General features: G+C 49.9%; 15 protein-coding genes and 1 tRNA gene. 5 read left to right on the top strand and 11 right to left on the bottom strand.

The genetic code is table 11. From position 1 onward, the window contains the following. Window positions 1–8: 8 nt before the first annotated feature. Both ABD852_RS06495 and ABD852_RS06490 read right to left on the bottom strand, forming a co-directional pair. On the bottom strand, window positions 9–1,016 hold the full coding sequence (locus ABD852_RS06495) for a phytanoyl-CoA dioxygenase family protein (protein WP_345027392.1): 1,008 nt from the start codon (window positions 1,014–1,016) through the stop codon (window positions 9–11). A gap of 84 nt (window positions 1,017–1,100) precedes the next feature. Then, entirely contained in the window at window positions 1,101–2,156 is a 1,056-nt protein-coding gene (locus ABD852_RS06490) for an NAD(P)-dependent alcohol dehydrogenase (protein WP_345027387.1), read from the bottom strand. Window positions 2,157–2,399: 243 nt separating this feature from the next. Between ABD852_RS06490 and ABD852_RS06485 the strand changes: the two genes are divergently transcribed. Beyond that, on the top strand, window positions 2,400–2,882 hold the full coding sequence (locus ABD852_RS06485) for a DUF4251 domain-containing protein (RefSeq protein ID WP_345027384.1): 483 nt from the start codon (window positions 2,400–2,402) through the stop codon (window positions 2,880–2,882). A 12-nt stretch (window positions 2,883–2,894) separates the two neighbouring features. Here ABD852_RS06485 and ABD852_RS06480 read toward each other — a convergent pair whose 3' ends face one another. The 7 genes from ABD852_RS06480 to ABD852_RS06450 all read right to left on the bottom strand — a co-directional run bounded on the left by ABD852_RS06480 (window position 2,895) and on the right by ABD852_RS06450 (window position 8,270). After that, complete coding sequence (locus ABD852_RS06480) at window positions 2,895–3,509, bottom strand: hypothetical protein (RefSeq protein WP_345027382.1); 615 nt, start codon at window positions 3,507–3,509, stop codon at window positions 2,895–2,897. Continuing rightward, window positions 3,499–4,005: an RNA polymerase sigma factor gene (locus tag ABD852_RS06475; RefSeq protein WP_345027379.1), complete on the bottom strand. Its 507-nt coding sequence runs from the start codon at window positions 4,003–4,005 to the stop codon at window positions 3,499–3,501. The genes ABD852_RS06480 and ABD852_RS06475 overlap by 11 nt, the downstream gene beginning before the upstream one ends. 20 nt (window positions 4,006–4,025) lie before the next feature. Then, window positions 4,026–4,883, bottom strand: coding sequence for a TraB/GumN family protein (locus ABD852_RS06470; RefSeq protein WP_345027376.1), 858 nt, complete (start codon window positions 4,881–4,883; stop codon window positions 4,026–4,028). A gap of 134 nt (window positions 4,884–5,017) precedes the next feature. Then, window positions 5,018–5,686 (bottom strand): ankyrin repeat domain-containing protein, encoded by a 669-nt coding sequence (locus ABD852_RS06465; protein ID WP_345027375.1) that lies wholly within the window; start codon window positions 5,684–5,686, stop codon window positions 5,018–5,020. A 396-nt stretch (window positions 5,687–6,082) separates the two neighbouring features. After that, window positions 6,083–6,154, bottom strand: a tRNA-Arg gene (locus ABD852_RS06460). 178 nt (window positions 6,155–6,332) lie between these two features. Then, the gene (gene hflX, locus ABD852_RS06455) at window positions 6,333–7,589 is read right to left on the bottom strand and encodes a GTPase HflX (protein WP_345027372.1); all 1,257 of its coding nucleotides are present in this window, start codon (window positions 7,587–7,589) and stop codon (window positions 6,333–6,335) included. A gap of 54 nt (window positions 7,590–7,643) precedes the next feature. Beyond that, window positions 7,644–8,270 (bottom strand): aminotransferase class IV, encoded by a 627-nt coding sequence (locus ABD852_RS06450; RefSeq protein WP_345027370.1) that lies wholly within the window; start codon window positions 8,268–8,270, stop codon window positions 7,644–7,646. A 271-nt stretch (window positions 8,271–8,541) separates the two neighbouring features. Between ABD852_RS06450 and ABD852_RS06445 the strand changes: the two genes are divergently transcribed. From ABD852_RS06445 to ABD852_RS06435, 3 genes are all read left to right on the top strand, one after another. After that, entirely contained in the window at window positions 8,542–8,790 is a 249-nt protein-coding gene (locus ABD852_RS06445; RefSeq protein ID WP_345027367.1) for a hypothetical protein, read from the top strand. Further along, window positions 8,762–9,247 carry a 2-C-methyl-D-erythritol 2,4-cyclodiphosphate synthase gene (gene ispF, locus ABD852_RS06440; RefSeq protein ID WP_345027445.1) on the top strand — a complete coding sequence of 162 codons (486 nt, stop codon included), beginning with the start codon at window positions 8,762–8,764 and terminating at the stop codon, window positions 9,245–9,247. Before ABD852_RS06445 ends, ispF begins: the two co-directional genes overlap by 29 nt. Before the next feature lie 89 nt (window positions 9,248–9,336). After that, on the top strand, window positions 9,337–10,497 hold the full coding sequence (locus tag ABD852_RS06435; RefSeq protein ID WP_345027366.1) for an amidohydrolase family protein: 1,161 nt from the start codon (window positions 9,337–9,339) through the stop codon (window positions 10,495–10,497). Between the two features lie 39 nt (window positions 10,498–10,536). Here ABD852_RS06435 and flxB read toward each other — a convergent pair whose 3' ends face one another. Then, window positions 10,537–11,268, bottom strand: coding sequence for a flexirubin biosynthesis SDR family reductase FlxB (gene flxB, locus ABD852_RS06430; protein ID WP_345027365.1), 732 nt, complete (start codon window positions 11,266–11,268; stop codon window positions 10,537–10,539). A 6-nt stretch (window positions 11,269–11,274) separates the two neighbouring features. Further along, window positions 11,275–11,406, bottom strand: coding sequence for a hypothetical protein (locus ABD852_RS06425; protein WP_345027364.1), 132 nt, complete (start codon window positions 11,404–11,406; stop codon window positions 11,275–11,277). Between the two features lie 136 nt (window positions 11,407–11,542). On the opposite strand from ABD852_RS06425, the gene ABD852_RS06420 reads away from it, so the two are divergent. Then, window positions 11,543–12,127, top strand: coding sequence for an RNA polymerase sigma factor (locus ABD852_RS06420; RefSeq protein WP_345027361.1), 585 nt, complete (start codon window positions 11,543–11,545; stop codon window positions 12,125–12,127). Window positions 12,128–12,169: the final 42 nt, after the last annotated feature.

Raw genomic sequence — 12,169 nt, 5'->3', positions numbered from 1 at the left:
CAGTTTTTTCATTTGAAGCTGTCTTCCGATTCCGGCAATGCCGGGTTGTTATAGATATACATGCCGTTATAGTCCTGTATGATAGGCTCACTGCCCGGTGAAATCCTGTGAAAGGGAAGCGATTTGTAAGTGGAATAATGGCAAACGAACGATTTCCGGGTCTGCTCGGGATTAAGGATCGGGCTTCCGCCATGTGCAAGCGCTCCATGCCAGATCAGAACGTCGCCTTTCCGGATTAAAAGGATTTCTTTCGGATAAGCGAGGGCTTCGCAGGTTTTGTCGAGGTAGTCGGCGAATTCAATCGGTGTCCTGGTCGACCACGGTTTATAGAGAATGCCGGAGCCGAAGTCGAATTTGGGCATATTCTGAGACCCGATATAGTAATAAAGAGGGCCTGAGTCTATCTTGATGTCTTCAAGCGCAATCCACGCGGCGGCCAGGTGGCTGGGATCTTTTGCAGTTACCCAGGGGAAATCCTGGTGGGTAGGTTGCTGACTGCCGTATAAAAAGGTGAGGCTTTGCATCACCACGACCTGGTCGTTAAATATCGCTTCCAGGAAAGTTACTATCCCCGGGTGCGACATCAGCTTCTTGGCAGCTACCGACGAATTGTGAAAGTCGTTGAACTTTACATATTTACCATTCAGTGATTCTTTCGGGAAGTCACTGATGTTCCGTTGTTGTTCGGGGCTGAACTCGGGTAGGTCGATCCGCACGCTGAGTTTGTGCTTTTCGGGTTCGTCCCTAAGCTGGTCGAAATCTCTCATGAAATTGTCGATCATCTCCGGCGGGATAATGTTTTCAAGTACTGCATATCCTTTTTCCCGCCAACCCGTCAGCTTTTCTTTCAGATCGTACGAAACGTCGAAACGCCGGTTGAACTTTTGAAGGAATGCGTCGATGTCCGCACCCGGCGAATCAATCCACGGAATACTGGCGGGATCGAAAGATTTCATCGGGAAATAACGGTCCTGGAGCTGGTTTACTTTGTTTTTTACCCGGTTTATGAGGCTCATAATGAATATAAGGGAAAGGTTGTTGGGGAAGAGAAAGCATAATAAGTTACTGCCTGAAACCGGGAACCGGATCCGGACCAGGTTTCAGACCTTCAGCGAGGCCATGTCAATTACGAAACGATACTGGACGTCGCCTTTTACCAGTCGCTCATAAGCGTTGTTGATGTCCTGGATGCCGATGAGCTCGATGTCGGCAACCAGGTTGTGTTCGCCGCAAAAATCCAGCATTTCCTGGGTTTCGCGTATGCCGCCGATATTGGAGCCGGCCAAGCTCCTTCTTCCCGGAATAAGGCTGAAAGCGGAAACCGGCATGGGTTTTTCGGGGGCGCCCACCAGTACCAGCGTTCCGTCGGTGGTGAGCAGCGACATATAGTCATTGATGGGGTGTTCGGCCGAGACACAATCGAGGATGAAATTCAGGGTGTTCCTGTGTTTTTTCATCTCGTGAATATCGGTTGAAAGTACCACTTCGTCGCCGCCCAGACGTTTTGCGTCGTCAAACTTGGACGCGGAGGTAGTGAAGACTACTACATGCGCGCCGAGCGCTTTGGCGAGCTTGATCCCCATGTGGCCCAGGCCGCCTATACCTACCACCCCAACCTTTTGTCCCGGGCCCACACGCCAATGCCTGAGCGGCGACCAGGTGGTAACGCCCGCGCAGAGCAACGGGGCGGCGGCTGCGGGGTCCAGGTTGTCGGGCACGCGCAGAACAAAATGCTCGTCGACTACGATTCGTTCTGAATAACCGCCTAGCGTATGTGCGCCCAGGTGCGTGTCAGGACTGTTATAAGTCAGCGTTTTCCCGAGGTCGCAATACTGTTCGAGCCCCTCGGTACAATGCGGGCAGGTCCTGCAGGAATCCACCATGCAACCCACTGCCACCATATCGCCTTTGCCGAATTTTTTAACATGTTGGCCGGCATTGATCACCCTGCCCACAATTTCGTGCCCCGGAACGATCGGGAAAACAGTGTTGTGCCATTCATTTCGGGCCATGTGCAGATCGGAATGGCAAACGCCGCAGTACAGGATTTCAATCTCGATGTCATGAGGAGCAGGCTCCCTGCGCGAGATGGTCAGGGGCTTTAGCAATGAGCCCGACGTCTCGGCGCCATAAGCCTTTGTTTGATGGGTTTGCATACAAAAGGTATCCGGGTAAAATTACGGTAAGAAACGCGATCTTTTTTTTATATGCAATGATTTTGGCAAGCGGTTTCAATTTTTTTACATAGAAATCCTGGCTGTAACTGCCAGTCGTGCAAAAAAAATGAACCTTTCTCAACCCCAATTTAAACCCGAGCCATCAAAATTGAATCTATATTTACAGGAAGCGATAAAAGCATTCCGGTTATGTAATTCAACAAACGTATTAACGCAATTCGTATGAAACTATTCATAATAGCAGGGAGTCTCGCTGTAGCACTGGCTTTCGGCGCTTGTTCCAGTCAAAAAGCGAGTACAGCCCGTTCGTCCCAGGAAATATCAACCGCCTTTGATGAGCAATCTTACCAGTTTCAGGCAACTTTCCTGCAGCCATCGCGCGGGAGGATGCGGCAAATTGTTGGGAATTATTTCATGAAAGTCGAAAAGGACAGGATTTCGGCAGATCTTCCCTATTTCGGCCGTGCCTATTCGGCGCCTATCGGGGGCGACGGCGGTATTAAATTCGTGTCCGAAAAATTTACTTATGACGTGAAACCGATCAAGAATGGCGGGAGGGAAGTAACCATCCGCGTGCAGGATTCCCAGGTCGTCCGTGACTTGTTCCTGACCGTGTTTCCTGACGGAAGTGCCGATCTGAGAGTGACACCGCAAAACAAAACTTTTATTTCATACCGGGGCGATGTTGTGCCCCTGGCAAAATAGAAGCGAACCGGGTCAGATTTCGTCTTTTATTTCTTTAAGCAGGCCATCTATTTCCCTTGCGGTTTTGCCGTAAACGTAACGGGTCCAGAGAACAATTGCCCCAATGGCCAGAAGCGTGCTGAAAAGGGTAACCAAAAGAATGATCACCTGTTGTTGGCTGGTGATTTGCTGGAGTGTTTTGCCTTCTGAGATGAGGCGGTCATAACCCAGCAGAGCGGTGGCAACCAGGAAGTACGGCAATAAAAGGAACCCGAATGACTGGTACCGTTCCATGTTGAGGCGCAGCTCATAGTAAATTTTCCAGAGGCTTTCGTGGGTGTCCGCGTGGTACAGGCCAACCTCCTTGTAAAACTGGTAAAATTCGTAGAAATAGTATCCAGAAGTTACCAGAAGCATACTGTAAGCGGTATAATAAACCACGTAGAAAGCCGGGCTAAGGCCAAATACCTGTGGTATGGCGCCTGCAAAGAGAACGGCTGCCAGCTGGCTCCAGCATTCGTTTTTCATGGTACGCCTGAGCTTTTCAAGCGGGTGCTGCGCCTTCTTTAATCGGGCAATTGTAGACGGAATATTCACCTCTGCCGGGTTTTCGGAATTCCATTTGTTTTTAAGGGCTTCAAAATCCATGGCTTTGTTTTTTGATCAGGTTTTGTAATTTTTCTTTGGTGCGGGACAATTTCACTCTTACGTTAATTTCACTGATCCCGAGCTGTAAAGCTGTTTCTTTATGAGAGAGCCCTTCCATGTAATAAAACATGAGGGCTTTTTCTATTGGCCCGAGAAGCTGAATTGCCTGGTAAAAAATTTCGAGTTGTTCATCGCGGCCGGCATCGTAGATTTCATCAGCGGTATCGGTGGACAATTCCGGTGCAAAAGTCCGGGTTCTTTTCTTCTCCTTCCTGAAATAAGTTATCGCAGTATTGATGGCAACCCTGTACATCCAGGTGGAGAACTCGCTTTTGCTTTCAAAAAGAGAAAAAGACTTCCAGAGCTGGATTATAATTTCCTGCTGTAAATCCTCACGGTTTTCCGGAAGGTCCGCATACATTTTTGACACTTTGTGCAGGATGCCTTTGTGCTGATGCACCAGTTTCAGGAAGACGCTTTCCTTATCGTTGTCCACGAATATTTCGTTTACGTCAATTACAGTATTACGGGTTTTAAAGTATAGCCAAGATCCTGCAACAATTTAATAACCCCGTTATTCCCGCCCAGGTGACCACCGCCTACTGCAAAGAAGGTGCTTTCTTTTTTCATCATATCCGGCATGGATTGTGCCCAGTTCCGGTTGCGTTCGGTGAGCACCCATTTTTCCTGTTCGTCGTTCATGAAGCGCCTGTCTCTTACCATTCGGGTCAATTCCTCAAGGTTTTCGTCCTGGAAAGCTTTTATCATGTCTTTTGTGATAGCCGCATAGGAATCGCCTGCTTCCAGTTGTTCAATTGTCTGGTGGAGATTGTAGGCAAGTCCAAGGTATTTTGCCTGTGTCTCAACCGTTTCTAATCCGCCAATTCGGGCGCCGTTTCCCATTGCTAGTTTAATGAGTTCTATCTCGTACATGCGGAGGTCGGCAGGTGCGCAGGTGAATGATTTCTTTGAAACCAGGGAATAAAGGGCCTGCGGGCTGAAGCTGTCTACTTCTTTGAGTGAAGTCCCGTATTGCACCAATATGTTTTCAAGTCGCTTCAGGCTTTCCGCATCAAGTTGGGCGCTGAGCGGCTGTTCGGCGGACATCATTTTCTGCAGAGCTTCTACCTCCCCGGAGTCCGTATAGTTAATTTCCAGCACGAGATTTTTAGTTTTCCCGAGCGCTGTTTTTACTTTTTCCTTCATGAGAAAGTCCTCCGCACACATGGTATGGAAAGTACCTGCCAGGTAGGAGGGAGCCGAAAGACCGTTTCCGCTGATTTCCCAGAGAAGACTTTGGGTATGGCTTTGCGCCGAGGCTGCCAGCACACAGAAAAGAGCGAGGATAGAGCGGGTAATTTTTTTGATTTGCATAATGGGCGTCCTGTTTTTGATTTTGAACAGTTGGTCGCCCTGAGTGTGGGTTCGTTACACGGAATCACAAAAAAAATGAAAATCTTTTTGGATTTACTGCTTTGCTGAAGTGAGGTTAATTGAATCTGAGCAGGTTATTCCGATTCAAGAATTCGGACAATTTCTTTGTATCCCGATGCCCTGGCATGTTGGAGCGCTGTTTTCCCGTCGTTGTCCGGAATATTCAGGTTACATCCGGCTTCTTTGAGAATGCGCACGATTTGCTGGTATTTTTCGCTTCCGTTGCCCAGCACGACCGCCTCCATCAAGGCTGTCCATCCCAACCGGTTTACATGGTCGATGGGGAAGTTCCTGGTGTTTGCAAGGAGTTTTACGGTTTCGACATGCCCCCGTTCGCAGGCCGGTATGAGGGCTGTGCCGTTATACCGGTTGAAAACATTGAATTTCGCGCCGTTCTCGAGGAAGAGTTTGACCAGTTGGGTCTGTCCGGTTGCGCCTGCATAGAGGAAAGGGCTGTCTTTGATGTCGTCCTGCCGGTTGACGTCGGCGCCGTATTTTACTAAAAGGGCGGCCATGTCGTTTAATGCGTCATGCGTGGCGAGCAACAGCAGCGTCCGGCCTTTGCTGTCCCGGGTGTTTACATCGGCTCCTTTTTTCAAAGCCTGCTCAACGGCTTCGATCCGGTTCTTTTTGACATCGTTAATCAACGGATTTTCGGTGGTGGATGTGTTCGGCATAGGCGTGTCGGGATTGACGGGCTGGCTGCAGGAAACCATGAAGATGAACAGGATATACAGGATCATTTCAAAAGAAATTTAAGCCGGGAGAGCCATAAGGGGGCCACGAATGCACGAATTTAAAATGATTCCTGCATTCTGTACAACAAAGTTACAGATGGCTGATAATGGAACGCATGGCTTCTATTGAATGGGTATCCTAAGATCAGCCTTCGACAGGCTCAGGCGCCGTCCGGATGGCACCGTCAGGATGGCACCGTCCGGATGGCGGGTGAGCCCGTCGAACCCCTTTAACACAATCTGCCGGATGTCTGATCCTCAACCAGGTCAAAAGCTAAGCGTTGTTTATTTAAATCAAAGCTCCAAACGTGCTTCGCTGGAATTCGTGGCTTTTTTAAATTCTTTTCGCGGCGAGCGCCGAGCCCCAAAAATACAAAAGCCCCGCATTACTGCGAGGCTTTGTGACCGCGACGGGAATCGAACCCATATCTAGAGTTTAGGAAACTCCTATTCTATCCGTTGAACTACGCAGTCATTACGAGGCCCGGAACACCAATGGTATTTCGGGCCTGCAAATTTCCTAAAAATTAACGCATCATGCAAATGAGATCGCGAAATAATGAAACTGAACCCGCACAAAAGCCGAAACCTTCCAGTCTCGCCCCATACCTCCCACCTCATACCTCACGACTCATACCTCATCACTCATACCTCACCCCTCACCCTCTTCCTCCCCAAACCCACTCGGAACTTCCACCCAGTTCGGGTAAATCGTGAAATGCTTCGCTTTGACGAGTTTGAAAACCGTATCGCGAAGTTCGTCCAGGTTTTCCTTCATTTCGGCGGAGATAAACACGGTGTGCTCCGCCTTCTGGGCCATGTAGCTACGTTTCAGTTGTTCCGTTAACGCTTCAATCGATAGTTGGGGCGGTGTTGAATCAAGCCCTTCTTCGTCCAGGTAATTATCTTCATCGTACGGTTTGTAGTTGTCAATCTTGTTGAAGACCAAAACAACCGGTTTGTCCGATGCACCGATTTCTGCAAGCGTGCTGTTGACCACCTCGATCTGTTCCTCGAACGCGGGATTAGAGATGTCAACCACGTGGATCAGGATGTCCGCCTCGCGAACCTCATCGAGCGTTGACTTAAACGATTCGATCAGCGTGGTAGGTAATTTCCGGATGAAGCCAACTGTGTCGGTCAGGAGGAACGGAATGTTTTCAATGGTGACTTTCCGCACGGTGGAATCGACGGTAGCAAAGAGTTTGTTTTCAGCAAAAACATCCGCTTTCGCCAGGCGGCGCATCAATGTCGACTTGCCTACGTTGGTATATCCGACCAGCGCGACGCGTACAAGGCGGGAGCGTTCTTTCCGGCGGGTTACACTCTGTTTATCGTATTTTTCAAGTTTATCCTTCAGGAAGCTGATGCGGTCCTGCACAATACGCCGGTCGGTCTCGAGCTCTTTTTCACCGGGACCGCGCATCCCTACGCCTGCTTTGATACGGCTAAGGTGGGTCCACATACGGGTCAGGCGCGGGTACATGTACTGGTATTGCGCCAGCTCTACCTGTGTTTTTGCCTGGGCGGTCTGCGCCCGCATAGCGAAGATATTCAGGATCAGCAAACTGCGATCAAGCACTTTAATGTCCTTGAAATGCCCCTCCAGGTTTCGCACCTGGGAAGGTGAAAGGTCGTCGTCAAAAATGATCATATCGACCGGCTCGGCATTGATAAAAGTGGTGATCTCTTCCAGCTTTCCTTTTCCTACATAGGTTCTGATATCCGGGCGTTCGAGATTCTGGATAAACTTCTGCTGCGTTTTTACACCTGAAGTTTCGGCGAGGAATTCCAGCTCGTCGAGGTACTCCCTGGTTTTTTCTATCGATTGATTTTTTGGGCTGACCGCCACCAGGACCGCAGTTTCCTGGACGGCGGCGGTAGAAATCATCTTGTGTTTTTCAATCATATATGGTGTTTGTTTTTTCGGTCTTTAAGAATATACGTCAGGTCGGACCTGTTTTTAGTGAAAAATCTGCCTGACCGGCAGCTCAATGGCATCGCGCCAGGGCATCATTGCGTTGAATAGCCTGATATGCGTAAAATCCGGGAGGTTGTCCAGGTGGATGTCGGCTTCATAGATTTTATCCTGTTCAAGAAGCAATTCCCTTTGGGTTCCTTTTAACAGGGGCAGGGCTGGCGTCAGCCACTTGTCACCCTTCAAAAGCGCAATATTGCAGACATAAGCATCCGTCAAATAGCCATTCCGCACGATCAGCACATCATCGTGTTTTTTTTTCTGGCTATAGATTTTTTCTAAATCATGACGTTGTCTGTATTTATAAGTGTAGTCTATTGTTTCGTTGTGTACAACCTGAAGTGATCTGATCACCCGCCGTTGGTAAGGCTCCCATTCTACCGCTACTATCTGGTGGGTATAAGTTACCCGGCATTTATACACGTGTGAGGGTAACATATCCGGAATTCGAATTAGTTCCCCCAAATCGACGAAATCTTCCGATCCGAACAAATCCTGCCGTGTGCGGTTCATCCGCAGGTTATGGTGCGCCAGGTTTTCGGGTCTTGCGTCCATATAACGGATGGTTTCGATGCAGGCGCCCTGCGGGAAATTTTCGGTGTTTTCCTTCATGTCCGGGGTCTCGGTGTTTTCACCAGCAAAAAAAGGCACTTTCCCTCACGGTGGCAAGCGGGATAACTTTTTTAAGCTTGTCGTTGGTAGGTTTGGAGAGCCGGCGGCTACCACCCGGACGGTCATCCTGTAGCGAAGCGCAGCGGAGTCGAAGGATCTCCTGTTGTTATAAAAAGCCCTCTAAAAGGGATTGGGTACAGGGAGCGGGAGATTCCTCGGCTGCGCTCGGGATGACCTTCCGGTTGGAGCGCCGCCAAACGTGTTGTTGTCAATGGTAGCGAAGCCGGAGGGCATCTGCCGGATGGTCATCCTAAAGGAACGGAACGCAGTGGAGCTGAAGGATCTCCTGTTGCTCGAAAAAAGTCCTCTGAAAGGGGTTGGGTACCGGGAAAGGGAGATCTCACCGCTGCGGGATGACGAAGCGGGCATCGCATTGTGGCGAATAGTAAGTAGCTTTGCAGCCTTGGTTATTCAGTTATTCAGCTTGTATGGTGCCGTTTCGTATTGGTCAGGGGTATGACATTCACCAGATGGAGGAAGGCCGGGCCTTTTGGCTGGGCGGCATCCAGATCCCTCATACCCATGGAGCAAAGGGACATTCCGATGCGGATGTCGTTTGTCATTCTTTGTGCGATGCCCTGTTGGGCGCCGCCGGTTTAAGAAATATAGGCTACTATTTTTCGGATAAAGACCCGCAGTGGAAGGGGGTCGACAGTAAAATTTTGCTTGTGAAGTCGCTGCAAATGGTTCGGGACGAAGGATATGAGGTAGGGAACGTGGATGTAACTATCGTCTTGCAATTGCCAAAACTTAATCCGCACATTGAAGACATGAAAAACTGCCTTGCCGGTGTAATGAAGGTTGAAACTGCACAGATTTCGATCAAGGCAACCACATCGGAACACATGGGTTTCGTGGGGAGAGAAGAGGGGATTCTTGCCCTGGCGGTTGCCCTGATTTATAAAAAGGCCCAATAGCCGCCTGTGGTAAAATGATCAATACCTGAGTGCGCATTGTCTTGATTGTTATAGATTTGCAACCGGGTATTTTGAAATTGCGATTTGATATGAACCAACCTTTTTCCCGCCGCTTTTCCTTCACTTTACGCGCAGTAGCGCTGGTCTCCACCATATTTTCGCTGGCCGGAAAGGTAGCCGCCCAGGAGGCTGCGCAGGCGCCGCTAGGGTTTGAGGAGTACGACCCCGTTTCGACTCTAAAAGTAGAAGAGCATGTTGTAAAACGGGCCAGGTTCCCCTTTATCGATATTCATAACCATCAGCCCAGGATGCCGACGCAGGACCTGAAAGAACTGCTCAGCCAGATGGATGCCTTGAATATGGCCATTATGGTGAACCTGAGCGGACGCGGATTCACGCAGAATTGGGATGAAAGCACAGAGCATTTGAAAGCTTCAATCACCAACGCCCGGAAGACCAACGGCTCCCGCCTGGTGATCTTTACCAACCTGGTGTTTAATGATTTTGGGGCGAAAGACTGGTCACAGCGCGCAGTTAAACAGCTTGAAGAAGACGTAAAGGCCGGTGCAAAAGGACTTAAGATTTATAAAAGCCTCGGTTTTAGCGGGATAAAGGATGAAAAAGGAAACCGGGTGGCGGTGAATGACAAACGCCTTGACCCGGTTTGGGCCAAATGCGGCGAATTGGGCATACCGGTTTTGATTCACACCGCGGACGTGGCGTCGTTCTGGGACCCGCTCGACCGGTACAACGAGCGGTGGCTCGAGCTGAAAACCCATCCCGGCCGGAAACGCGGGCCGAATGATCCGGTGCCGTTCGATTCGCTGATCGCCGAGCAACACGATATTTTCCGGAAACACCCGAAAACTACCTTCGTAAACGCCCACATGGGCTGGTACCCCAATAACCTCAAAAAGCTGGACAGCCTGATGGAAGCCTTCCCGAATATGGTGGTAGAGATCGGTGCGGTAATTGCTGAACTGGGCCGGCAGCCGCGCACGGCGCATCAATTTTTCGTCAAGCACCAGGACCGGATCCTTTTCGGAAAAGATAGCTGGGTGCCCTCGGAGTATACGACCTATTTCAGGGTGCTTGAAACTGAGGACGAGTACTTCCCGTACCACAAAAAATACCACGCATTCTGGCGCATGTACGGGCTTGGGCTGCCGGATGAAGTGCTGAAGAAAGTCTATTACAAAAACGCGCTCCGCATTGTTCCGGGACTGGACAAATCGCTGTTCCCGGATTGATTTCTTCCGAAATTATTGCCGGGAACAGGCTGCGGCATTTCAGGAATATATGCCGCCGTTGATATTGATCACTTCGCCGGTGATATAAGCGGCCTTCTGCGAGACCAGGAAGCTAACGGTATGTGCAACCTCTTCGGGTTCACCTATGCGCCCGACCGGTACCAGTTGTCGGATCTGCCCTTCGTCAAGATCGCCTGTCATGTCGCTCCTTATAAATCCGGGCGCCACCGCATTGACTGTGATATTGCGCTTGGCAACTTCCTGGGCCAATGATTTGGTAGAGGCAATCATGGCCCCTTTTGCGGCAGAATAGTTGGTTTGCCCCGCAACCCCCTTCAAGCCTGATAAGGAGGACACATTCACAATACGTCCGGTGCGTTTGCGGAGCATTTGCTGGATCACGTTCTGTGTTACGTTGAACATGCCTTTTACAGATATGTCTACCACGCTGTCCCAATCGCTTTCCGGCATCCACATGAGGAGGCCGTCTTTTGTGATGCCGGCGTTGTTAACCAGCACGCTGATAAATTTTTCGGGATTGGCTTCTTTCCAGGCATTGAGAGCGGCGTCTACTTCCTCTTTGTGCTGAACCCGGAAGGGGAGCAGATTGCCATCGCCTCCTGCAGCCCGTATGGCCGAAAGAGTTTCTTCCGCCGCTTCATGATTCGAGGCAAAATTTATGAGAATAAAAAGGCCGTGATCAATGGCTAACTGTAGGGCAATGGCCCTCCCCAGTCCTCTTGAGGCCCCCGTAACGAGTGCGCAGTTCATGTAGTTTCAGGTATCTTTTGGATGAACTGCGAAGGTAAGAAAGTTTGGCTGCATCAGCCAATCTGCCTGGTAAAGCCTGTTTCCCCTTACTACGGGAGGCGTAGCGCCGGTTCCCTGGTATTTAAGTTCTTTGATCATTATTTTGTGGAAAGACGATTTGGGGGATGTTTTGTTCTGAAGAATAAAATATTGCGTAACTTGCTTTGGTTAGTTCGCCGACCTACCTTTGGGGAGTTCTTACGGTTAGCTTCAGACACCCGGAATTTCAAAACTTATGGGACGTTTATCGTATGCAGACGATCAGGAGCTTCTTGCCCGTATTGGCCGGGGAGATGCGGCTGCTTTTGATGTTTTCTATGAGCGGTACTGGAAATTCGTATTTAATGCTGCGTACAAGCGTTTGAGCGACCGGGAAGCGGCAGGCGATATCTCCCAGGAAGTTTTTTCGCAGCTATGGACTTACCTGCATTCGGGGGAAGCGCCGGTTATAGACAATGTTCCGGGGTATTTGTATGTAGCGGTCCGTAACCATGTTTTTAAATGGATGGAAAAGGAAAAACGGTTTGTCCCGATTCCGGAAGTTCTCGAAAAACTGGAAGGCCATGATAACCGGGCGGACGCCGGGCTTCTCTTTGAAGAGCTGCTGGCCGCCTACCGGGGATTGGTAGCGGGACTGCCTGAGCAGCAACGCCTCATTTTTCAGCTTCGCTACGACGAAGGTATGAGCAGCGGGGAGATAGCGAGCCAGTTACACCTTTCGGAGAAAACGGTGCGCAACCAGATTGGCCGGGCACTAGGGAAAATGAAGTCGGGGCTGGCGTTTTTATTGGTACTACTATTGTCGGTCGTTCCGGGATGATCAGGGCCTTTTCCCGGTGGCGGAAATGGCCGTGCGAAAATT

Origin of the sequence: Ravibacter arvi (assembly GCF_039540405.1) — a bacterium.
Taxonomy (GTDB): domain Bacteria; phylum Bacteroidota; class Bacteroidia; order Cytophagales; family Spirosomataceae; genus Ravibacter; species Ravibacter arvi.
This window is presented reverse-complemented; position numbering and strand designations above follow the sequence as displayed.